This is a genomic window from Luteibacter sp. W1I16, assembly GCF_050434905.1.
Taxonomy (GTDB): domain Bacteria; phylum Pseudomonadota; class Gammaproteobacteria; order Xanthomonadales; family Rhodanobacteraceae; genus Luteibacter.
Genome location: NZ_JBNDJJ010000001.1, coordinates 439,135 through 463,221 on the forward strand (window position 1 = coordinate 439,135; position 24,087 = coordinate 463,221).

General features: G+C 66.5%; 16 protein-coding genes. 15 read left to right on the forward strand and 1 reads right to left on the reverse strand.

From position 1 onward, the window contains the following. Positions 1–267: 267 nt before the first annotated feature. The gene (locus QFZ41_RS01945) at positions 268–1,482 is read left to right on the forward strand and encodes a glycoside hydrolase family 27 protein (protein ID WP_429197215.1); all 1,215 of its coding nucleotides are present in this window, start codon (positions 268–270) and stop codon (positions 1,480–1,482) included. A gap of 103 nt (positions 1,483–1,585) precedes the next feature. Here the strand turns inward: QFZ41_RS01945 and QFZ41_RS01950 are convergent, their stop codons facing one another. After that, a complete protein-coding gene (locus tag QFZ41_RS01950; RefSeq protein ID WP_429197216.1) occupies positions 1,586–2,290 on the reverse strand; it encodes a helix-turn-helix domain-containing protein in 705 nt (234 codons plus the stop codon). Positions 2,291–2,503: 213 nt separating this feature from the next. Here QFZ41_RS01950 and QFZ41_RS01955 point away from each other — a divergent pair, with 213 nt between their 5' ends. The 14 genes from QFZ41_RS01955 to QFZ41_RS02020 all read left to right on the forward strand — a co-directional run bounded on the left by QFZ41_RS01955 (position 2,504) and on the right by QFZ41_RS02020 (position 24,076). After that, positions 2,504–3,445 carry a 4-hydroxyproline epimerase gene (locus tag QFZ41_RS01955; RefSeq protein WP_429197217.1) on the forward strand — a complete coding sequence of 314 codons (942 nt, stop codon included), beginning with the start codon at positions 2,504–2,506 and terminating at the stop codon, positions 3,443–3,445. Continuing rightward, positions 3,442–4,539 (forward strand): NAD(P)/FAD-dependent oxidoreductase, encoded by a 1,098-nt coding sequence (locus QFZ41_RS01960; RefSeq protein ID WP_429197218.1) that lies wholly within the window; start codon positions 3,442–3,444, stop codon positions 4,537–4,539. Before QFZ41_RS01955 ends, QFZ41_RS01960 begins: the two co-directional genes overlap by 4 nt. 2 nt (positions 4,540–4,541) lie before the next feature. Then, the gene (locus tag QFZ41_RS01965) at positions 4,542–4,784 is read left to right on the forward strand and encodes a (2Fe-2S)-binding protein (RefSeq protein ID WP_429200163.1); all 243 of its coding nucleotides are present in this window, start codon (positions 4,542–4,544) and stop codon (positions 4,782–4,784) included. Further along, a complete protein-coding gene (locus QFZ41_RS01970; protein WP_429197219.1) occupies positions 4,777–6,072 on the forward strand; it encodes an FAD-dependent oxidoreductase in 1,296 nt (431 codons plus the stop codon). Before QFZ41_RS01965 ends, QFZ41_RS01970 begins: the two co-directional genes overlap by 8 nt. Next, positions 6,069–6,974 carry a dihydrodipicolinate synthase family protein gene (locus QFZ41_RS01975; protein WP_429197220.1) on the forward strand — a complete coding sequence of 302 codons (906 nt, stop codon included), beginning with the start codon at positions 6,069–6,071 and terminating at the stop codon, positions 6,972–6,974. Before QFZ41_RS01970 ends, QFZ41_RS01975 begins: the two co-directional genes overlap by 4 nt. A 3-nt stretch (positions 6,975–6,977) precedes the next feature. After that, a complete protein-coding gene (locus QFZ41_RS01980) occupies positions 6,978–8,573 on the forward strand; it encodes an aldehyde dehydrogenase family protein (protein WP_429197221.1) in 1,596 nt (531 codons plus the stop codon). Then, on the forward strand, positions 8,570–9,772 hold the full coding sequence (locus QFZ41_RS01985; RefSeq protein ID WP_429197222.1) for a M24 family metallopeptidase: 1,203 nt from the start codon (positions 8,570–8,572) through the stop codon (positions 9,770–9,772). Before QFZ41_RS01980 ends, QFZ41_RS01985 begins: the two co-directional genes overlap by 4 nt. Before the next feature lie 112 nt (positions 9,773–9,884). After that, positions 9,885–11,666 (forward strand): DUF885 domain-containing protein, encoded by a 1,782-nt coding sequence (locus QFZ41_RS01990; protein WP_429197223.1) that lies wholly within the window; start codon positions 9,885–9,887, stop codon positions 11,664–11,666. 6 nt (positions 11,667–11,672) lie between these two features. Then, the gene (locus QFZ41_RS01995; RefSeq protein ID WP_429200164.1) at positions 11,673–13,442 is read left to right on the forward strand and encodes a DUF885 domain-containing protein; all 1,770 of its coding nucleotides are present in this window, start codon (positions 11,673–11,675) and stop codon (positions 13,440–13,442) included. 2 nt (positions 13,443–13,444) lie between these two features. Further along, positions 13,445–15,028, forward strand: a complete 1,584-nt coding sequence (locus QFZ41_RS02000) for an APC family permease (protein ID WP_429197224.1) — start codon at positions 13,445–13,447, stop codon at positions 15,026–15,028. A 19-nt stretch (positions 15,029–15,047) separates the two neighbouring features. Then, complete coding sequence (locus QFZ41_RS02005) at positions 15,048–17,429, forward strand: twin-arginine translocation signal domain-containing protein (RefSeq protein ID WP_429200165.1); 2,382 nt, start codon at positions 15,048–15,050, stop codon at positions 17,427–17,429. Between the two features lie 77 nt (positions 17,430–17,506). Further along, positions 17,507–19,444 (forward strand): beta-L-arabinofuranosidase domain-containing protein, encoded by a 1,938-nt coding sequence (locus QFZ41_RS02010; RefSeq protein ID WP_429197225.1) that lies wholly within the window; start codon positions 17,507–17,509, stop codon positions 19,442–19,444. 142 nt (positions 19,445–19,586) lie between these two features. Beyond that, the gene (locus QFZ41_RS02015) at positions 19,587–22,487 is read left to right on the forward strand and encodes a TonB-dependent receptor domain-containing protein (protein ID WP_429197226.1); all 2,901 of its coding nucleotides are present in this window, start codon (positions 19,587–19,589) and stop codon (positions 22,485–22,487) included. Between the two features lie 23 nt (positions 22,488–22,510). Next, entirely contained in the window at positions 22,511–24,076 is a 1,566-nt protein-coding gene (locus tag QFZ41_RS02020) for a DUF5597 domain-containing protein (RefSeq protein WP_429200166.1), read from the forward strand. Positions 24,077–24,087: the final 11 nt, after the last annotated feature.

Genomic DNA, 24,087 nt, shown 5'->3' on the forward strand with positions numbered 1-24,087 from the left:
CCATGGTCCGTCGCTCGAGCGAACAAGGGTTCTCATATAACGGGAAGCGAGTGTACGAATTGAGACGTCAGTGGCAACTGCCATGCGTTCGCCGCCGCCTTCACATATCGATAACGATCCCGTCCAAGTCTGCGAGCGCATGCCCCAGCGGAACCGTACGAGATGTCGGTGACCGTCGCGACCGCCTTCCCCGGTAATGCGTGAAGAACCTTTTTCTTCGCGCGTTGTACCATCCGACATTCCTGTAAACGTTGTCGAGAGTCCGGCATGACCTCATCCCGATGGGTGCGCTTGCTTGCAAGCCTCGTAGCCCTCTCACTGGGCGGCGCGGCCTTCGCCGCGGGCGGACGGGACGATGTTCCAGCTGTCGAAGCCGTGCCCGGCAACACGTTGGCACGGACACCTCCCATGGGCTGGAACAGCTGGAATCATTTCGCTGGCCGGATCACCGCCGCCGATGTACGCGCCATGGCCGACACGATGGTGTCCACGGGCATGCGCGATGCCGGCTATGTCTACGTCAACGTCGACGACACGTGGGAAGGTTCACGCGCGCCATCCGGCGAGATCCAGCCAAACGCGAAGTTCGGAGACATGAAGGCACTTGCCGACTACGTTCACGCGCGGGGTCTCAAGCTCGGCATCTATTCCTCGCCCGGCGACAAGACCTGTGCAGGCTTCGCCGGCAGCCATGGGCACGAGGCACAGGACGCCAGGACGTTCGCCGCATGGGGCGTGGACTATCTCAAGTATGACTACTGCGGCGCCCGCGATATCTACCCTGTGACACGGGAGAACCAGGAGGCCTTGTTCCGGCGAATGGGTGCGGCCCTGCGCGAGACGGGCCGGCCGATCGTCTACAGCCTTTCGCAAGCGGGCGATTTCGACATCTGGCGGTGGGGATCCACGACGGGCGCCAACCTTTGGCGCACGACGCCCGACATCAGTGACGACTGGGACTCCATGTCGCAACGCGGCTTTCGTCAACTGGATCTTGGCCAGTGGTCAGGCCCGGGCCATTGGAACGACCCCGATATGCTCGAGATCGGCAACGGCGGCATGACCTCCGATGAATACCGGACACAGATGAGCCTTTGGTCGATCCTGCCGGCCCCGCTTCTGGCCGGTAACGATCTTCGAACCATGGACCCCGCGACCAGGGAAATCCTTCTCAATCGAGAAGTGATCGCGGTCGACCAGGATCCGCTCGGCAAGCCGGCCCGGCGTCTGGAAAAACACGGTGAGGTAGACGTCCTGGTGCGCGACCTGGCCGACGGTTCGGTCGTCGTCGGATTCTTCAACAGAGGGAATGCCGAAGCGAGAGCCGCACTGGACTGGGATCGTCTTGGCGGTCGCTTCAGGCAAGGTGCCGTCGCCCGTGACCTCTGGCGACACGTGACCTTGCCTTCCGCCAAATCCTTCGTTGGGCAGATTCCCCGGCATGGGGTGATCTTGCTGCGTATCGATCCAGTCGGAGCATGACGGACCAAGACCTGGTGGGAGCCGACCTTGTCGGCGATTCCCGCGGCTGCGGGCCAGGATGAGGTAAGCACCGATCGCCGACAAGGTCGGCTCCCACCAGAGCTCAGCGCTCGGCCTTCACCATGGTGCGATAAGCGCTCGGCGTCATTCCCACCGTCGCCTTGAACTGCCGCGCGAAGGCGCTCTGGTCGACGAAACCGCATGCCATGCCGATGGCGGCGATGCTGTCTTCGCCGCCGAGCAGGCGCATCGCGCTCTCGATGCGCACCTTGGTCAGCACCTGCTGCGGCGTGAGCTGGAAGACACGACGGAAATGCCGCTCCAGTTGCGCGACAGAGAGGCCGGCGAGCGTCGCCAGCGTATGCACGCGCACGTTGTCCGCATAGTGCTCCTGCATGTGCGCAAGCACGCGGCGCAGCCGGTCGTACGTGGGATGCCTGCCATCCGGCTGGCCCAGGTCACGCGAAATGCCGATGACGCCGCGCACCTCGCCGCGCGAGATCAACGGTCGCTTGCAAGTCAGGCACCAGCCGGGCGCGCGGTTGTTGAAGATGTGCACCTCGAGCTGGTTCTCGATCAACTCGCCCGCGAGCACGCGCCGATCCTGCGCCGCATAGGAACCGCCCATCGTGGTCGGGAACAACTCGGTCACGTCCCTGCCGATGATGTCGCTGCGGTGCTTCAGTCCCAGGCGGCGGACCAGGGTCAGGTTGGCATGCGTGTAACGGCCCTGGGTGTCCTTGACGAAGAACACCACGTCGGGAAGCGCGTCGAAGAGCGGCTCGAGTTCATCGGCTGAAATCTTCACGGGCGCGGGGCTCCTCCGGGGCGAGCGGCGATGGCTTGGGCAACGGGACGATTCGCTGCCGCACCGCATCATAAAGCCGATGGACGGTCGAATGGCAAGTACGGGGGCTACATCGGCGCGATCGGCTCCTCGTCATCCGGTATGCCGAATTCCGCATCTTAATCCGGCAAAGGTTTCTATCCCGCCAAGGCGCTCCCCGGCGAGCATGAAGCCATGCACATCCTCGACTTCATCGATTCGCATACCGGCGGCGAACCCACACGCGTCGTCCTGTCCGGCTTCCCCGACCTGGGCAACGGGTCCCTCGCCGAGCGGCGGCGGATCATGCGCACCGAGCACGACCGCTGGCGCCAGGCGATCGCCTGCGAGCCGCGTGGCTCGGACACCATGGTGGGCGCCCTGCTCGTCCCGCCGACCGATCCCGAGGCCTGCGCCGGCGTGATCTTCTTCAATAACGTCGGCTACCTCGGCATGTGCGGCCACGGCACCATCGGCACGATCCGCACGTTGCAGCACCTGGGCCGCATCGCACCGGGCCGCCACCGTCTCGAGACACCGGTGGGGACGGTCGGCATCGAACTGCTGGACGACGGCCGCGTGTCGATCGACAACGTCGAAAGCTACCGTCATCTCAAGGATGTCCGGCTGGACGTGCCCGGTTACGGCAGCGTCGTCGGCGATGTCGCCTGGGGTGGCAACTGGTTCTTCATCACGGCCGACACGCCGCTGCCGCTGACCCTCGAGCATCAACGCCCGCTCACCGTTTACACGGAGGCGATCCGTGCGGCGCTGGAACGCGAGGGCATCACCGGCCCGGACGGTGCGGAGATCGACCATATCGAACTGAACGCGGCGCCGGGGCAACCGGACGCCGATGGCCGCAACTTCGTGCTCTGCCCCGGCATGGCCTACGACCGCTCGCCTTGCGGCACCGGGACCAGCGCCAAGGTCGCCTGCCTGGCGGCTGACGGAAAGCTCGCCGCCGGTGCCGTCTGGCGGCAGGCCGGCATCCTCGGCAGCGTGTTCGAGGTGACTTTCCAGCCAGGGGCGTCCGGTGTGCTGCCTCGCATCACTGGCAGCGCGCACGTCACCATGAAGGGGCAAATCCTGATCGACGAGGCCGATCCGCTGGCCTGGGGCATCGGCGCGGAGTGAGCGGTTACGACCTGATCATCGTCGGTGCCGGCATCGTGGGCGCGGCATGCGCCGACTACGCCACCGCGCAGGGCATGCGCATCGCCATCGTGGAACCGGGCGTCGTCGGTGGCGGCGCGACCGCCGCGGCGATGGGCCACCTCGTGGCCATGGATGACGACCCCGCGGAACTCGCGCTGGCGCACTACTCGCTAGGCCTCTGGGAAGCGTTCGCGGACCTGCCGCAGGCGGAGTTCAGCCGCTGCGGAACCCTGTGGGTGGCCAGCAACGACGACGAGTTCGCGCGCATTCCGGAAAAAATCGCGCGGCTCGCCCGCTCGGGCGTCTCGGCGGAGAGGATCGACGCGCGCGAGCTCTACCGCCTCGAACCCGCACTCGCACCCGGCCTCGCCGGTGGCATGCGGGTCGCGAACGAAGCCGTGGTGTTTCCCCCGGCCGTCGCGCGTCATGGGATCGACCAGGCGATCGTACGGGGTGCCGTTTTCCACCACGATGCCGTGTTTCGCCTCGAGGATTCCGGTGTCCTCCTGCGCGGAGGCCGGCGATTGACCGGCCCCGTCTTGCTCACCAATGGCGGCGCGTTGCCGTCGCTGTTGCCCGGCTTGCCGGTACGGCTGCGCAAGGGGCACCTGGTGATCACCGATCGCTATCCCGGGCTGATCCGGCACCAACTGCTCGAACTCGGTTACGCGGACAGCGCACACGGTGGTGACACCTCCAGTGTCGCCTTCAACGTTCAACCCCGCCCTACCGGTCAGATACTGATCGGCTCGTCGCGTGAATACGACGCCGTCGACGCCGACGTTTCGATGCAGATGATCCGGCGCATGCTGGAACGGAGCTTCCGTTTCCTGCCACGGCTGCGTGAACTGGATGCGATTCGCCTCTGGACGGGTTTTCGTCCCGTAAGCGTGGACGGCCTGCCCTATCTCGGCCGTGCACCCGGTCGCGACGACGTCTGGGTGGCCGCCGCGCACGAAGGGCTGGGCGTGACCACCTCGCTGGGCAGCGCGCGCGTGGTCATCGATCAGATCCTCGGTCGCGCGCCCGCGATCGATCCGACACCCTACGATCCCTCGCGGGTGCGGCCATGAAAATGAGCGCCGTGCGACTGACCGTTAATGGACGCCGCGTGCACGTGCCCGCAGGCATATCCGTCGCGGCGGCGATCGCGCTCGTCGGTGAACCGTTCCGCCGTTCCGTGACGGGCGAGCCGCGCGCGCCGCTGTGCGGCATGGGCGTGTGTTTCGAATGCCGCGTGCGCATCGACGGCGTGGGCCAGCAACGCGCCTGCCAGCGCGTCGTCAATCCAGGCATGCGGGTGGAAACCGATGGTTGATACCTGCGACATCGTGGTCGTTGGCGCCGGACCGGCTGGCCTCGCCGCGGCGGAAGCCGCCGCGAGCCATGGCAAACGGGTGGTACTGATCGACAACCAGCCACGCGTGGGCGGCCAGGTATGGCGGCACGACGTGCTTCACGGTCAACCGCGTGTGGCGACGGATGCGATCCGCGCCATCGCCGGAAACGCCAACATCGCATGCCTCGAAGGAACGCAGGTCGTCGCCGTCGAACCGGGCCGGCTACTTCTGCAGGACGCGCAGCGGGGTTTCCATCTCGCCTACGGCGCGCTGGTACTCGCCACGGGCGCCCGCGAGCTCCTGCTGCCCTTCCCCGGTTGGACCCTGCCCGGCGTCACCGGTGCCGGCGGTTTACAGGCGCTGGCCAAGCAAGGCTGGCCCTTGCGCGGCAAGCGTGTGCTCATCGCCGGCAGCGGACCGCTGTTGTTGGCCGCCGCGGCGACCGCGCAGCGCCACGGCGCGCACGTCGTGGGCATCCACGAGCAGGCAGGCGCATCCGACGTGCATCGCTTCGCCGCCGGCCTCTGGCGTTGGCCGGGCAAGCTCGCACAAGCGGCACGGCTTCGACTCGAACTGGCGCGCGTCCCCTATCGAACCGGCAGCATCGTGACCGGCGCCGAGGGCGAGCATGGCGTCAGCGGCGCGCGGATACGCGGCGGCCAGCGCGACGAACGCATCGAATGCGACCTGCTGGCGGTGGGCTACGGCCTGCTCCCACAGGTGGAACTGGCCCAATTGCTCGGGTGCGCGCTGGAACCGGAAGGCGCGCATGCGCGTGTGCAGGTGGGCCCGTGGCAGGCCACGAGCCAGCCACGCGTGTTCGCCGCCGGCGAAGCCTGCGGTATCGGCGGACTCGACTGCGCCAGAGTGGAGGGCCGCATCGCGGGCCTGGCCGCCGCGGGCGCGGACGTGCCGCCCACGCTATTGCACCGGCGCGATCGCGCGCGGGCCTTCGCCGCCTCGCTACGCGAACACTTCGCACTGCGCGACGACGTGCGTGGACTCGCGAACGACGATACGACGATCTGCCGGTGCGAAGACGTCACCCTCGGCGCCGTACGCCCCCATGCCGACGCCCGCGAAGCGAAGCTCGCCACGCGCTGCGGCATGGGCGCCTGCCAGGGCCGCATCTGCGGCAGCGCGCTCGCCGAACTCGGGCATGGCCCACGCGGCGGCATGCGGCCGCCTCTCTTTCCTACTCGCCTGGCCACGCTGGGCGAACCCGTTCTTTCTTCCGTCAGCGATACCAGAGGCTACACATCATGAGCAAGGCAACTTTCTGGCGCGGTGTCCTGCCCGCCGTCACCACGCCCTTCACCGCCGATGGCAAGGTCGACCACGCCTTCCTCGCCAGCCATGCGTTGCAGATGATCGACGCCGGCTGCAAGGGCATCGTCCCCCTCGGTTCCCTCGGCGAAGCGGCCACGCTGAGCTTCGAGGAGAAGACGGACATCCTGCGCACCCTGGTCAAGGCGCTCGACGGCCGCGCGCCGGTGATTCCCGGCATCGCGTCGCTCTCGACCGATGAAGCCGTGCGCCTCGCGAAGGAAGCCAAGGCCATCGGCTGCGCCGGCCTGATGGTGCTGCCACCGTATGTGTATTCCACGGACTGGCGCGAAATGAGCGCGCATGTAAAGGCCGTCATCGCGGCCACCGACCTGCCTTGCATGCTTTACAACAACCCGGTCGCCTACAAGACCGACTTCGCGCCCGCGCAGATCGCCGAACTCGCCGCGCAGTTCCCGAACCTGCAGGCGGTGAAGGAATCTTCCGGGGACGTGCGCCGCTTCGCCGCCATCCGTGCCCTCCTCGGCGATCGCCTCGACCTCCTTGTCGGCATGGACGATGCCATCGTCGAAGGCGTTAGCATGGGCGCGGTGGGCTGGATCGCGGGCCTCGTCAACGCGTATCCGAAGGAATCGGTGAAGCTGTTCGAACTCGCGCGTGACGGTGGCCCCCGCGCCGCGGAATCGTTGTACGCATGGTTCCTTCCGCTGCTTCGCCTCGACACGGTGCCCACCTTCGTGCAGTTGATCAAGCTGGTGCAGGCCAAGACCGGCATGGGCAGCGAAACCGTGCGCGCGCCACGCTTGGCGGTCACGGGTGCCGAACGCGAAGCCGCGCTGGCCGTGATCGACCACGCCATCGCCACGAAGCCGGGGCTCTGAGTCATGCAAGCCGATGCGAAACTGCTGCTCGGCGGCCGCTGGTGCGCATCGCTCGATGCGGCCGGCTCGTTCCGGGCCGAAGATCCAGCGCGGGCCGAGCCGATCGGCCCTGCGTTTCCCATCAGCGGCGCGGCCGATCTGGAAGCCGTGCTCGCCGCCGCTTCCTCGGTCGCGGCGGAACTGGCGGCGACACCTCCGGCACGCATCGCCGATTTCCTCGACCGCTACGCCCAGGCGATCGACGAGGACGCGGACACGCTGGTCGCGCTGGCCGCGGAGGAAACCGCACTGCCGGCGGAGCCGCGCCTGCGTTCGGTGGAACTGCCGCGCACCAGCGGGCAATTGCGACAGGCGGCGCGCGCCGTGCGCGACTACGCGTGGACCGACCCGGTCATCGACACCGCTACTGGCCTGCGCGCGCACCGCGCACCGCTGGGCAAGCCGGTGCTGGTGTTCGGGCCAAACAACTTCCCCTTCGCCTTCAACGCCATCGCCGGCAGCGACTTCGCATCGGCCATCGCCGCGCGCAACCCGGTGATCGCCAAGGCCCATCCATCGCATCCGGCGACCAGTCGCCGTCTCGCCGAACTGGCGCACAAGGCATTGCTCGATACCGGCCTGCCGGCCGCATCCGTGCAGATGCTCTACCACTTCGACAATGCGTTGGGCGTGTCCCTGGCTGGTGATGCGCGGCTGGGCGCCATCGGCTTCACGGGCAGCCGCGCGGGCGGCCTCGCACTCAAGGCTGCCGCCGATGCGGCCGGCGTACCGATGTACGCGGAGCTTTCCAGCGTCAATCCCGTTTTCCTCTTGCCGGGTGCGCTGGCGGAACGCGCCGAGCCCCTCGCGCAGGAATTCTTCGCCTCGTGCACGATGGGCAGCGGCCAGTTCTGCACCAACCCGGGCATCGTCGTGGTCGCGCGTGGCGAGGCCGGTGACACTTTCGTCGCCGCGGCCACGAAACACTTCGCGTCGGCGACGCCGCGCCCGCTGTTCTCCCACGGCGTGCAACGGAATCTCGATGGCGCCGTGCGGGATCTTCTCGCTGCCGGTGCCAGCGTGCTGGCCGGTGGCGGCATCGGCGACGGCCAAGGCTATCGCTATCAGCCCACCTTGCTTCACGTCGACGCCGCGACCTTCCTCGCTCATCGCCAGGCCCTGCAGACGGAAGCCTTCGGTCCCGTGAGCCTCGTTGTCGGCGGCGCGGACGAGGCCGCCATGATCGCGATCGCGGAAGCGTTCGAGGGCAACCTCACGGCGACGCTGTACCGCGCCGCGGACGGCGGCGACGACACGTTCTGGCAGGCGGTCGCACCGCCCTTGCGCAAGCGCGTGGGCCGCCTCATCGCCAATCGCATGCCTACCGGTGTGGCAGTCAGCCCGGCGATGAATCATGGCGGCCCCTATCCCGCGACGGCCCACCCCGGCTTCACCGCGGTGGGCATGCCCGCCGCGATCCACCGGTTCGCCGCGCTGCACAGCTACGACAACGTGCCCGAAGCGTTGCTGCCGCCGGAACTGCGCGATCGCAATCCGGGACCGATCCAACGCCGCATCGACGGCCGGTGGACCGATGCGGACGTGGGGGTCTCCCGATGATCCAGATCGGCCACCTCTCGCCGGCGGACGCGCGTGCGGCCCTGGCCCCATGGCACGCCGTCGCCCCGCCCATCGCCGGCGAGGAATACCTCGCGCGCATCGAGCACGCCCGGACACTCCTTCACGATATCGGCGCCGATGCCTTGCTGGTCGGTGCCGGCAACTCGCTTCGCTACTTCACGGGGATCCCGTGGGGCGCCACCGAACGGCTGGTGGCCTTGCTGCTTCCGCGCCGAGGCGAGCCGGTGCTGGTCTGTCCCGCGTTCGAGGAAGGGTCGCTGCGCGCCGTGATGGCCCACCCTGTCGACCTCGCCATGTGGGAAGAACACGAAGATCCGCAGGCGCTGGTGGCCGGCCGCCTCGCGGCTGCCGGAGGACGCACCCTCGCCCTCGATCCAGCGGTGCCATTCGGGGTTTTCGAGGCGTTGCGCCACGTGTTCCCTTACGGCGAGATCGTCGACGGCACGGCCGTGATCGACGGCTGCCGCATGTCGAAGTCCGAGCCGGAGCTGGCCCTGATGAAGCAGGCCACGGCCATGACACTGCAGGTGCAGCGACTGGCCGCGAGCATGCTTTACGAGGGCATCGGCACCGGCGAGGTGAAACGCTTCATCGATGAGGCCCACCGCGCGCTGGGTGCCGACAACGGCTCGACGTTCTGCATCGTCCAGTTCGGGCAAGCGACGTCGTTCCCCCATGGCATTCCCGGCGAGCAATACCTCCAACGCGGCGACCTGGTGCTGATCGATACCGGGTGCAGCGTGCAGGGTTACCAGTCCGATATCACGCGGAGCTACATCTTCGGCACGCCCGATGCCGACCAGGCTCGGATCTGGGAACTGGAGCGCGCCGCGCAACAGGCGGCGTTCGACGCGGTACATCCCGGCGTGGCTTGTGCCGAGATCGACGCGGCGGCGCGGCGCGTGCTCGAAGCGGGCGGACTGGGCCCGGACTACCGGCTCCCCGGCCTGCCCCACCGCACGGGGCACGGTTGCGGACTGGCCATCCACGAGGCGCCCTACCTCGTCCGCGGCAATCGCACCTTGCTCGGACCCGGCATGTGCTGCAGCAACGAGCCGATGATCGTCGTGCCCGGCCGCTTCGGTATCCGCCTGGAGGACCACTTCTACGTGACGGGGGACGGCGGCGCGTGGTTCACCCAGCCCTCGCCCGCGATCGACCAACCGTTCGCCGATTGAGCAGGTTCGCGCCTGTTGTGCCCAATTCCGCATGGTCGCCGGGCAATCGCTTCTAGCGCCCGGCGGCCACACGGGTGAGCATCGGGTTGTCATAATCGTGAAGGGGTGTTCGATGAAGCTTCGCCCGATCGTCCGGGGACTCTGCCTGTGCGGCCTGCTCGCAGGGCCTTTCATCGCCGCCCACGGTGCAACGACGGGAGCCGCCGCCTTCGACGCACTGGTGGCGCAACGCTGGGAGTACCAGCTGAAGGAAAGTCCGGAACTCGCCACCACGATCGGCGACTATCGCTACAACGACCGCTGGACCGATTACTCACCCGCCCACGTGGTGGAAGACCGCAAGGCTACCGAGGCCTTCCTGAAGCGCTTCGAAGCGGTGGACACGGCGAGCCTCGACGAACAGCGACGGTTGAGCCGCGACATGGCGATCCGCGAACTGCGCGACCGTCTTGAAGCGATCCGCCTGAAGAACTACGAGATGCCGCTCGACCAGATCGGTGGCGCCCATCTCGCCCTCCCCGGCTTCGTCTCCACCATTCCCTTCGACAGCACGGCGCATTACGAGGATTACCTCAAGCGCCTTGAAGCCGTACCCGCGGCCATCGACCAGATGATCGCCGCCTCGCGCCTGGGCATGGCGGATGGGCTGATGCAGCCGCGCTACCTCCTGGAAAAGGTGGTCAAGCAGGCCCAGGACATCGCCACCGCGAAAGACGAAGACAACGTCTTCGGCCAGCCGGTGGCACAGTTTCCGAAGAGCGTTCCCGCCGCCGACCAGGCCCGGTTGCGCAAGGCGATCCTCACCGCGGTCGACGACAAGGTGCGTCCGGCGTACCGCAAGCTGGCCGACTTCGTCGCGAAGGAATACGCGCCGCACGGCCGCAGCCAGGAAGGTATCTGGTCGCTGCCCGACGGCAATGCGCGTTACCGCTTCGCCATCCATACGCAGACGACCACCGAGTTGTCCCCGCAGCGCATCCACCAGATCGGCCTGGACGAGGTGAAGCGCATCGAAGGCGAGATGACCGCCATCGCGCACAAGCTCGGCTACGCGGACCTGCCCGCGCTGCGCAAGGCCGTGGCCAGCGATCGCAAGCTGTACGCGAGTTCGCGCGAGCAGATCCTCGACGACTACCGCAAGTACATCGCGGGCATGCAGCCGGAATTGCCCAAGCTGTTCGGCACGCTGCCGAAGACGGCGCTGCGGGTGCAGGCCGTGGAGCGCTATCGCGAGAAAGACGCCGCCGGCGCGGAATACCACCAGGGCACGCCCGATGGTTCGCGCCCCGGCATCGTCTTCGTCAACACCGGAGATTACGAACAACGTGGCCTGTACACGATCGAGGACACCGCCTATCACGAAGGCGTGCCCGGCCATCACTTGCAGATCTCCGTCGCGCAGACCCTGCCCCTGCCACCGTTCCGCCAGCAGGCCGGCTACAACGCGTATATCGAGGGCTGGGCGCTCTATGCCGAGCAGCTGGCCAAGGACGTGGGTTTCTATAAGGATGCCTACGAGGATTACGGACGGTTGAGCGGCGAATTGCTGCGTGCCGACCGCCTCGTGCTGGACACGGGAACGCACGCGCTGCATTGGAACCGGCAGCAGATGATCGACTTCTTCCACGCCCATCCGGCCGAGGACGAGCCGAGCATGCAGGCCGAGACCGATCGCTACATCGCATGGCCCGGCCAGGCGCTCGGCTACAAGCTGGGCCAGCTGAAATTCCTCGAACTCCGACAGCGTGCGCAGAAGGAGCTCGGCGACCGCTTCGATATCCGCGCCTTCCACGACCAGGTGCTCTCCGGTGGCGCCATGCCGCTGGACATGCTGGACGCACGCACCAACGCATGGATCGCCGCCGTGAAAGCCGGAAAAACCACCCAACCCTGAGCGGAGATCGCCGTGCCCCTATCCGTCGCCCGCGTGGCCTGCCTGCTTGGACTCATCCTCGGCACCCTGCCCATCGCCCACGCCACGGAGGATGCGAACCAACGGTTCGAGGCGATCTATAAACGCGAATGGACCTGGCGCCAGCAGCAGTTCGCCGGGGCCGACGACGAGGACGGTCCCGGCCACGCCTCGTCGAACCTGCCCAAGGTGGACGCCGCCACGCAGGATGCACGCGAACGGTGCTGGGCCGACGTATTGAAGCAATTGCAGGCGATCGATCCGAAGGAGCTGAGCGGGAACGGCCCCGTCGACTACGCGGTCTACCGGCAGCAGGTCGAGGTCTTGTTCGCCGGCCAGCGCGACAAGACATGGCAGATGCCGTTCAACGCGGACTCGGCGTTCTGGAGCAACCTCGGTTTCAGCGCACGCGGTACTTTCCTTCGCGAGGACGACTACCGGCGTTACCTGGGTAAGCTGCGTGATATCCCGCGCTACTTCGACGAGCAGATCGCCAACATGCGCCTGGGCATGGCGCGTGGATTCACCCAGCCGAAACTGATCGTGGAAAGCCAGTACGACGGCATCCAGCAGACCACCACGACGAAGGGAGAAGCCAACCTCTTCTACACGCCATTCCAGAAGATGCCCGCCAGCGTGCCTGCCGCCGAACAGGCCAGGCTACGCGCGGAAGCGCTCGCCATCATCGATGCGCAGGTGATCCCGTCCTACGCGAAACTGCTGCGCTTCCTGCGCGAAGAATACGCGCCGAAGGCACGCGATAGCCTCGCCGCCGTGGACCTGCCCGACGGCGAGGCGTTCTACCGGTCGCAGATCCTCGAATACACCACGCTCGACATGAGCCCCGAGGCGATCCATGCGGTGGGTTTGAAGGAGATGGCCTCGATCCACCAGCAGATGCTCGACATCATCAAGGAGGTGGGATTCAAGGGCAGCTTCGCCGAGTTCCTCCAGTTCCTGCGTAGCGATCCGCGCTTCTACGCGAAGACGCCGGACGAACTGCTCAAGGACGCAGCGTGGATAGCGAAGGAAGTGGACGGTGTGGTCGGCGACTACATTGGCCGTTTGCCGCGCCGGCGTTTCGCGATCAAACCCGTTCCCGCCGATCTCGCTCCGATCTACACCGGTGGGCGTGGCGGGCCAGGCATCTACCTCGTCAACACGTACAACCTACCCGCGCGTCCGCTCTACTCGCTGCCTGCGCTGACCTTGCACGAGTCCTCGCCAGGCCACGCGCTGCAAATGCCTCTGGCCGCGGAGATGGACGGCCTCCCCGACTTCCGCCGCTACACCTATATCTCCGCTTATGGCGAAGGCTGGGCCTTGTACTGTGAGTACCTCGGCCAGGAGATGGGCATCTACCACACACCGTACGAGCGCTTCGGTTACCTCAGCTACCAGGCATGGCGCGCCGCGCGCCTCGTCGTCGACACCGGCATCCACCAGATGCACTGGACACGAGAGCAGGCCCGGCAGTACCTGCGCGACAACACGGCCCTGGCCGAGCACGAGATCGATACGGAAGTGGACCGCTACATCGCCTGGCCCGCCCAGGCGCTCTCGTACTACCTGGGTGAAATGGCGATCCGCGACGGGCGCGCGAAAGCGGAGAAGGCGCTCGGCGAACGCTTCGATATCCGTGCCTTCCACGACACCGTGCTCTCGACCGGCTCGGTACCTCTTCCCGTGCTGGCGGCACGGATCGACGCCTTCATCGCCAGCGGCGGCAAGTCGCCCTATGCAGGAAAGGATCACTGACCATGGCCGACGCTTCCGCACCGCCGCAAGGCAAGTTCCATAAACAACTGAGCCTGGTGGACCTGACCTTCATAGGCCTCGGCGCCATCTTCGGCTCGGGCTGGCTCTTCGCCGCCAGCCACGTCAGCGCATTGGCGGGGCCGGCCGGCATCCTCTCGTGGGTAATCGGCGGCGTGGCCGTGTTGTTGCTCGGACTGGTGTACTGCGAACTCGGCGCCGCGCTTCCGCGTGCCGGCGGCGCCGTGCGCTATCCGGAGTATTCGCACGGGCCGTTGCTCGGATCGTTGATGGGTTTCATCACGCTGATCGCGTTCTCCAGCCTGATCGCGATCGAGGTGGTGGCCTGCCGCCAGTATGCGGCGGCCTGGATGCCGGCGCTGAACGTGCCCGGCAGTTCGCACGCCAGCCTGCTCGGCTGGGCCGTGCAGTTCGCCCTGCTCGCTGTGTTCTTCGTGCTGAACTACTTCAGCGTGAGGGCGTTCGCCAAGGCGAACAACATCGTCAGCATCTTCAAGTTCGTCGTGCCCCTGCTGGTCATCGTGCTGCTGTTGACGCACTTCCATCCGGGCAACCTGACCATCCACGGCATCGCCCCGAACGGCCTGTCGGGCGTGGAGGCGGCGATTTCCGCAGGCGGCATCATTTTCGCCTACCTCGGCCTGACGCCGATCGTCTCGGTCGCCAGCGAGGTACGCGATCCACAACGCACGATCCCCATCGCCTTGATCCTTTCCGTGGTGTTGTCGACCGTGATCTACGTGCTGCTTCAGCTCGCCTTCCTCGGCGGCATTCCCACCGAATTGCTCGGTGAAGGCTGGGCAGGCGTGGACAAGGCCTTCGCCCTGCCCTATCACGATATCGCCATGGCCCTCGGCCTGGGCTGGCTGGCCACGCTGGTGGTGTGCGACGCGGTGATCTCGCCCAGCGGCACCGGCAATATCTATATGAACGCCACGCCGCGCATCGTCTATGGCTGGGCTCGCAGTGGCTCTTTTTTCCCGGTGCTCACGCGCATCGATCGCACGTCGGGCATCCCCCGCCCGGCGCTCTGGCTGACCTTCGCCCTGTCGGTGTTCTGGACCCTCCCGTTTCCGTCGTGGGAAGCCTTGATCCAGGTGGTTTCCGCCGCCCTCGTGCTCAGCTACGCCGTCGCGCCGGTGACCGTCGCCGCGTTGCGCCGGAGCGCGCCGGACCTCGTCCGCCCGTTCCGGGTCAGGGCCTTCGGCCTGATCGGACCGCTGTCCTTCGCCGTGGCGGCGTTGATCGTGTACTGGTCCACGTGGGCGACGGTGTCATGGTTGCTAGGCTTGCAGATCGTGATGTTCGCCATCTATGTCGTCTATAAGCTGGCGACAGGGGGCGAGCGTGCGCGGCTGCTGCGTAACGTGCGCTCATCGCTGTGGCTCATCGGCTTCTACGCGCTGACGATGATCGTCTCGTGGCTGGGCACCTTCGGTGGCATCGGCGCCATCGCGCATCCCTGGGACTCGCTCACCGTGCTGGTCATGGCGATCGGCATCTACCACTGGGGCGCGCGCACCGGCTTGCCGGCCCACGAACTCGCACTGGACGACGACGATGAGTGAGCGCGGTGATGAGACCGCCATGGACCGGCGCGACTTCCTCCGCGTGCTGGCGGCGACGGGTGCCGCCGCCAGCCTGGGCCCGCTGACGGCGGAAGCGTTCGCGCCGCCACCAGTCGCCACCGGCAAGACGGCGGTTCGCGGGACCACCGTGCCTACGCGTGTTCCGCTTGCCGGGGTTCCGCGCGACGACCTCGTCGGCCTGCCCGGTTTTCGCCTGCAAGGGCACGACTGGAGGGTGGGCGAAGACCTTTCCCACCCCGACGGGCCGATCGTGCTCCACGACGGCACGCAGGCCTGCGTGATCGGCAAGCGCACCGAGGCCACCTACGACGAAGCCGCGCAGCCCTACTTCGGCATGAAGCTGGCCGATGTCGCGCTGGCCGGGGCAGACCTCCTCGCGGAGCGCCTCCTTGCGCAGGGCGAACCGGACGAGACGCAGGTGCGCCTGGCCGCTCCACCCGCGGCATCGGCGCTGGACCCCGAGAACTACTACGGGCGATTGCCCTGGACCACGTTCGTCGGCACCCGCCAGTGCGCCGACACGATGCCCGTCTATACCTCCGGGAGCACGCGCACGTATCACGCGGACCAGGTGTTCGCCGACCTGCACGACCCGAAGAAGGTCGCTCGCCGGCGCGAGGGCCTGTTGGGCGGATGGTTGCCCGCGGTGCACAAGGTGGTGCCGCTCGACGATGGCCGCTGGTACGACGTGCTCGTGTTCGCCGATGTGGACGCGAACGACCGCTTCGTCGTGCAGACCTGGCACCGGACCGCGCTGGTCGAGCATGGCCGCTTCACCCGGGTGGTCTATGGACACAGCTATCCGGCCTATCCGCCGCGCCGGGAGCCGCCGCGGGCCGAGGCGTTCTATGCGGCATTGTTGCGTTTCCACGATGAGTGGCATGCGCAGTTGAAAGACGTCGCGTCGGTGCGTGTTCCCGTCGCGGGATGGGCGGACATGGCCATGCATGCCTTCGCCCGCGAACTAGTGGTCCGTCCGGATGGCACGTATCCCAAGTACGGTGCCGTCGACCGGGACTACTACGGCAACGAATACGACGGTTTCCAGGACACCTTCACCAGTTCGCTCTACGCCAACCTGGAATGGGGCCGTTTCGAACAGGCCGCCGCCGTGTTGGACGGCTATTTCCGCGACTTCGTCCAGGACGACGGCATGATCAACATGCGCGGCGCCGAGACGGGGCAGTTCGGCCTGACCCTTTCGCTCCTGGCACGCTACTTCCACTACACCAACGACGCGCCCCTCCTGCGCAAGCACCGCAAGAAGATCGAGGCCACGGTCGCGACGCTGCTGGAATTGCATGACGAGAGCCTGCGCCTGCCTACCGGTGATCCCGGCCACGGCCTGATCCATGGCTGGAACGAATCGGACGCCTGCCTGTTCCCCGATCCGGCGCTGTGGTGGAAGCCGTATTACGCCAACAGCGCCCTCGCCGCGCGCGGCCTGCACGACATCGCCTCGGTGTGGCCGGACATCGCGGACGCCGCCGCGGCCGCGGCCTCGACATGGATCGCGCGAGCGGAGGCGTTGCGCCGGCGTGTCGAAGAGAGCCTGCGGGCCAACATCCGCCACGACCTGAAGCCGGCTTACGCGCCGCCCTTACCCGGGGTCCGGCTCACGTTCCGGGAATCCCTGGCGAAAGAGAAACCCAGCGAGCAGCAGTGGCCGCACCGCGCCTATGCGGAACTCCTGCAGGCCGACGTGCTGCCGGACGACCTGGCCCATCTCGTGATCGATGGCATGCGCGGTCATGGCGCCACCAGCCTCGGCGTGGTCGCCAACATCGGCCCCGTCGACCCAAAGAGCCGGGACATCCTCGGTTTCATCTCCTACGGGTACGCGCAACAACTCCTGCGCCTCGGCCGCATCGACGAGTACCTGTTGTTCCTGTATGCGCACCGCCACCACGCGCATACGCCCGGAAGCTGGACGGCCGGCGAGGTCGCCGACATCACCGGCGGCATGCCGTTGTTCTGCATGCCCGCGCAAATGACGGTCCCCTTGTTGCTGCGCTGGGCCTTCGTCTTCGACGACAGCGCCGGCGAGACGCTGTGGCTGGCCCGCGCGATTCCCCGCGCGTGGCTCGACACCGGCGAGCCAGTGAGCTTGGACGCCACTCCCACGCGTTGGGGGCGCTGCGGCGTCACGTTGAGGAAAGAAGACGCTCAACTGTCCGCGACGGTCAGGCTGCCGGTCAGCGCGAGCCCCGGGGCCATCTGGCTCACCCTGCGCGATACGGGTCCCGACGTCCGGGTCGACGACGAGGCCGTTGCCGCAGCGGACCGGCATGGCGACGCCATCCGCTTACGCGGAAAACCGGGACAGACCCTGCGCGTCGTGGCGACTATGCGGGATTCCGCATCGAGCATCCGGAAATGACACAAGACAGCACGGTCGTGTGACCGCAGGATGAAAGCGTGCATCGGGGGATGTGCGTCATCACATCGGGGAGAAGCATGCAAGGTATCGATCGGAGAAGGCGTTTCCTGAAGGCGAGCGCATCCACGCTTGCCGGTGCCCTGCTGGCGACTCCGTTGCGCGCCTTCGACACCGCCGATCCGGCCGGCACGACAACGGCCGCCGTGCGCGACAAGCCGGTCAGCCGCATGCAGTCCTTCGCGCTCGGCCGCGTGACCTTGCTGGACAGTGATTTCCGCCGCGCCACGGCGATCAACCTCGATTACCTGCACAGCCTTCCGGTGGACCGGCTCGCCCGGGCCTTCCTGGTGCAAGCCGGCAAACCCACTCGCGCCGTGCCGCTCGGTGGCTGGGAAAAGCCCGACTGCGAACTGCGCGGGCACTTCAGCGGTGGTCATTACCTTTCGGCGGCGGCCCTGGCATGGGCCGCGCAGGGCGACGCGGTGCTGAAAGCACGCGGCGACGAACTGGTAGGCATCCTCGCATCCTGCCAGCAATCCAATGGTTACCTCAGTGCCTTTCCGGAGAACTTCTTCGACCGGTTGAGCCGTGGCGAGAAGGTGTGGGCGCCCTTCTACACCATCCACAAGATCCAGGCCGGCATGCTCGACATGTACCGGCTCGCCGGCAATCGCCAGGCTCTGGATGTCGCCACCGGTATCGGCAACTGGACCGTGCGCTGGCTGAACGGTTTCTCCGATACGGAGATCGCGCATATCCTGAAGACCGAATACGGCGGCATGAACGAGTCGATGTACGACCTCTACGCCATCACCGGCAACGGCCGCTACCTTGACGCCGCGCATCGCTTCGACCAGGCCTCGCTGTTCGACCCGCTGGCCGCGCATCGCGATGAACTGAAAGGGCTGCACAGCAACACGCAGATCCCGAAGGTGCTGGGGGCGGCGCGCCGCTACGAGCTGACGGGCGAGCCACGGTATCGTCGTATCGCCGAGTATTTCTGGGAAACGGTGACGCAGGGCCGATGTTATGCGACCGGTGGCTCCAGCAACGACGAGTTCTGGAAGACCGGCCCGGGCGACCTCAAGGGCCAACTCGGGCTGTATGCCGCCGAGTGTTGCGTCGCCTATAACCTCTTGAAACTGACCCGTCATGTCTACGCGTGGAATGGCGATCCGCGCGCGTTCGACTACTACGAGCGCACGCTCTACAACGCACGCCTTGGCACACAGGACGCCAAGGGCATGAAGCTCTACTACTACTCGCTGCAACCGGGTGGTGCGAAGTTCTACAACTCGCCAACCGATTCGTTCTGGTGCTGCACCGGGTCCGGTGCCGAGGAATTCGCCCGCTTCAACGACGCCATCTACGCGCACGACGACGACGAGTTGCACGTGAATCTCTACATCGCCTCGGAACTGCGCTGGCCCGAACGCGGTTTGCGCGTGATCCAGCGCACCGAATTCCCGAAGGAGCCCTCCAGCGCGTTCGAGTTCACGCTCGACGAGCCCCACGAACTGACGGTGAACCTGCGCATTCCTTCCTGGATCGCGCCGGGCGCCAGCGTCACGTTGAACGGCGTGCCACTGGATGTGTTCGCTTCGCCCGGAAGCTACCTGACCCTCAAGCGTCGCTGGCAAACCGGTGATCGCCTCACCATCACCCTGCCCATGCGTCTGCATGCCATGCCCTTGCCGGGCGACGACAGCCTTCAGGCCGTGCTCTACGGTCCGCTGGTGCTCGCCGCGCGGCTCGGCGACAAAGGCCTGACGCACGACCAGCAGTACGGCAAGTACGACGCGGGCCCGTCGCCCGAACCGAAGCCACAGCCCGCGCCTCGCATCGCCATGGACGGACCGGACCGACTCGACTGGCTGACGCCGGCCGACGAGCCGCTGACGTTCCGCGCGACCACGCGCGACGGCACGCTGTCCGTGATCCCGCTCAACCAGATTCACGGCGAACGCTACGCCGTCTACTGGCAGGCCGAGATGCCTGCGGACGGCGCGGGCTGAGCCCCTGCGATCGCGCGGCCGCGCGATCGCGTTTCAACTCCCGAGGCCGCGGTCCCGCCGCGCCCCCTGAGCGATCGGCCTCATGCCGAGCGCCGAGCGAACTCGTCCGCCTTCCACACGCCCACCGCCAACGAGGGAAGCCATGCACCAGCGTCACAGCGATTCGCCCGACCGTCATCCGCGCCGCCACGCGCTGGTCCTGGCCGTACACGCGGCCCTCCTCATCGGCCTCATCGGCGGTTCGGGAACACTGCATGCGCAAGACGCCGGCGGTGGCGACTCCGCCGACGCCAGCAAAGCCAAGGATCTGGAAGGCATCACGGTCACCGGCTCGCGCATCCGTCGCGTGGACGTCGAAACCGCGAACCCGGTCGTCACCCTCGATCGTTCGGCCATCGAAGCCACCGGCAAGGCCACCCTCGGCGACCTCGTCCAGGAACTCCCGTCCATCGCGGGCAACGCCACCAACCCCAACACGAACAACGGTGGTGGCACGGGCGCGTCCACCGTTTCGCTACGCGGCCTTGGTGAAAAGCGCACGCTCGTACTCGTCAACGGCATCCGCCTCGCGTACAACGACGTGAACGCCATTCCGGCGAACATGATCGACCGCATCGAAGTGCTCAGCGATGGCGCTTCCGCCATCTATGGATCGGACGCGATAGGCGGCGTCGTCAACTTCATCCTGCGCGACCATTTCGACGGGGTGCAGATCTCCAGCGACTTCGGCACCAGCAAGCGCAGCGACGGAAACCGGCGCAATTTTTCGCTGACCGCTGGCCACACAGGCAAGGACTATGGCGTGATCGCCGGCCTGTCGTACAGCGACATCGACCCGGTGCCGGCGGGTGCCCGCGACTATTCCAAGGATGCGCTGTACCTCATCGACGGTGAGCCGGTGAAACAAGGTTCATCGGCCACCCCAAGCGGTTCGGTCAACTTCAACGACGGCTCCGCCGCCTCGAGCGCACTGGCCGCTGCCAACGGTTGCTCACGCGTCACGCTCAACCCGGGCGTCAGTGGGGCCGCCGGCCCAGGCGACTTCCATTGCTACAACGGAAGCGACTCGTACAACTACCAACCCTATAACCTTCTGCAAACGCCGCAGAAGCGTACCAATGCCTTCGTGATCGGCCACTACAAGTTCAACGATTACGTGCGGGCCTACGTCAACAGCTATTTCAGCAAGACGAAATCGTCCTCGGTGATCGCGCCAATACCCGTCTTCGCCAACGGAGACAATTTCCTCGCGTCGGCCAGCAGCTACTACAACCCCTTCGGCGTGGATTTCGGCACCGACCGCACCACCGGCACGTCCACGAACGACCTCAATACACGCCTTACCCTGCTCGGTAACCGGCGCTACCAGTACAACACCTATAACCTGCAAGTGAACCCCGGCCTGCGTGGCAGTTTCGGCGACAGTTCATGGCAATGGGACACGTCGATCAACTACGGCCGCGTGCGCCAGGACTCGATCAACTATGGCTTCCTGGATTACGCGAAGTTCAACCAGGCCGTCGGTCCGTCATTCATGGATACCGATGGCACGGTGCGCTGCGGTACGGCCGGCAACGCGATCGCCGGCTGCACGCCGCTGAACCTCTTCAACATCAACGATCCGTCCGGTCTGTCCAACCTTCAGTCGATGGTGGTCAACCCTTCCGTGGGCAGCGTCTACACGGTGAAACAACTGGAGGCCAACGCCAACGGCGACCTCTTCGACCTGCCGGCCGGCACGGTGAGCCTCGCCACGGGATTGTCGTACCGCAAGGAAAGCACCTCCACCAGCGCCGATCCGCTCTGGACCGCCGATGAGAACGGCCTCTGCGGCGTCATCGAATATTGTGCCTCCACCCTCGCCGGCCGTTTCAACGTCAAGGAGGCCTACGCCGAAACCCTGATTCCCCTGCTCGCCAACCTTCCCGGCGTTCGCTCTCTCAACCTCACCGTGGGCACGCGCTGGTCCGACTACAGCACCGTGGGCAGCAGCACGAACAGCAAGGTGTCGCTGGAATGGCGTCCCGTGGAGGACCTGCTCCTGCGCGGCACCGTGTCGGAAGTGTTCCGCGCGCCGAACACCAGCGAACTTTACGCAGGCGTGGCGGGCGACTCCGCCACCGTGAACGATCCATGCAACGGTTATACCGGCGGCCACGACGTCGCCTGCGCCAACGTGCCCACCGATGGCAGCTATCGCCAGGCGGATGGCCAGATATCGGGCAAGGCATCCGGTTCGGAAGTGGCCGGCTACCAACTGAAGCCGGAGACCGGCCGTTCGTACGATATCGGCGTGGTCTACGACCCGCACTGGCTGGAAGGGCTGTCGCTGAGCGTCGACAGCTGGAAGATCAACCTGAAGGACACGATCTCCACGGTCTCCGCGCAAACGGTGCTCAACCAGTGTTACGCCAATCCATCCAGCGCCTTCTGCACCCTTATCCACCGCAACGGTAACGGCACCATCAACTACGTGGCCGAGCCGACGGTGAACCTCGGCAAGCTCTGGGCCGCCGGCACGGACTTCGCCGCCACCTATCGCCTTCCCGAAACGCGCTACGGCCGCTTCACCGCCAGCCTCAACGGCACCTACATGAAGCGCTACGACATCAATCCAGATACGACCGATCCGAGTTCCGTGATAATCCACAACGCGGGCATCTTCACCTACAGCTACGGCAACTTCCCCCGCTGGCGCGCGCTGGGCACGTTGAATTGGTCCCACGGCGACTGGAACGCCTCGTGGCGCTTGCGCTACGTCGGCCGTAGCCAGGTCGGCAGCGCGGACCTGCGGCAAGGCCTCTCCGCCGATTACGACCAGGCCGGCGTCGAGCGCAAGATCGGCGCGTATGTCTACCACAACCTGCAGGTGGGCTATAACGTGGAGCCCTGGCACACGAAGCTGGAGTTGGGCGTGGACAACGTCACGGACAAGCAGCCGCCGCTGTACTACGCGAACAACACGACCAACGCCAATACCGACGTCGCCACCTACGATCTCCTGGGCCGCTTCTACTGGATGCGCGCGACGGTGTCGTTTTGAGGCGCTCGCTCTTCCTGGTCGCGATGCTCTGGCTGGCCGTCGCCGCGTCGGCGGCGGCGCGTGCCGCCACGTCCATGCCACGCATCGTCCACGAGCAGGGGCGTCACGCCCTGTTCGTGGACGGCCGGCCGTATACGGTCCTGGCCGCGCAGTTGCATAACTCCAGTGCGTGGCCGGCGATGCTGCCCGGTGTATGGGACGACGTGCTGGCCCTGCATCCGAACACGTTGGAAGCGCCGGTGTACTGGGAGCAGTTCGAGCCGGCGAGGGGGCGCTTCGACACCAGCCATGTCGACGCCCTGGTCGACGGCGCACGCAAACATGGCCTGCGGCTGGTGATCCTCTGGTTCGGCAGCTGGAAGAACGGCCAGATGCATTACGTCCCGGAATGGGTGAAGTCCGATCCCGCCAGCTATCCGCGCGTGCAGGACGAGCACGGACTGCCGGTCGACGACCTTTCCACGCAGTCGGCGTCCAACCGGGAGGCCGACAAGGCCGCGTTCACGGCGTTGATGGCGCATCTGAAGCGCATCGATGGCGACCGCCATACCGTCATCATGGTGCAGGTGGAGAACGAGCCCGGCACGATCGGTGCCATCCGCGACCACTCGCCCGCCGCGGAACGCGCTTTCCGCGACACCGTCCCCGTCGGATTGGCGAAGGCGCTGGGCAAACCCACGGGCAAAACCTGGACCGAGACGTTCGGTGCCGAGGCCGACGAACAGTTCAACGCCTATGGCATAGCGCGCTACATCGACGAAGTCGCGGCCGCCGGCAAGGCGGCCTATCCGCTGCCGATGTACGTCAACACGTGGCTTCGCTACAAGGGCAAGCACCTCCCTGGAAACGACTATCCCAGCGGAGGCGCCACGTGGAACGTCCTGGACCTGTGGAAAGCCAGTGCGCCGCACATCGACCTCATCGGCACCGACCTCTACAGCACGGATTACCATGAGTTCACCAAGGTGGTCGCCCAGTACACGCGTCCCGACAATCCGCCATGGATTTCCGAAACCGGCTACGACGCTGGCAGTGCCCCTTACCTCTTCCATGTGCTGGCGAAGGGTGGCATCGGCTTCTCCTTGTTCGGCGTCGACAACGACCCCGATACGCCGGAACGCCGCAAGGCCACGCTGGCGCATGCGCGCAATTTCGCGCTGGTGGATTCGATCAACGAACAGGTGGCGGCAGCCGCGTATCGCGGCACGCTGCGCGCAGCCGTGGAACAGCGCGGCGAGCCGAAGCAGGCGGTCGAACTAGCCAACCACTGGCATGCCGATGTCTCTTACGGCGCACCCCGCTGGGGCGACGCGCCCGCCGAGCTGCCTGGCACGCCCGAAGCGACCGGGCACGTACTCGTCGTGCCAGTGGGCGCGGACGAGTACCTGGTCACCGGCTTCGACGCGCGCATCGAATTCGCCCGCGATGCCGTGGACGGACGGCACGGTCAGCTACTGCGGGTCGAGGAAGGCCGTTACGTCGACGGCCAGTGGAAAACGGTCCGCTGGTGGAACGGCGACGAAACCGACTACGGTCTCAACTTCACGGACAGGCCGGTGTTGCTGAAGGTCCGGCTCGGCAGTTACTGAGCCGGACGGAG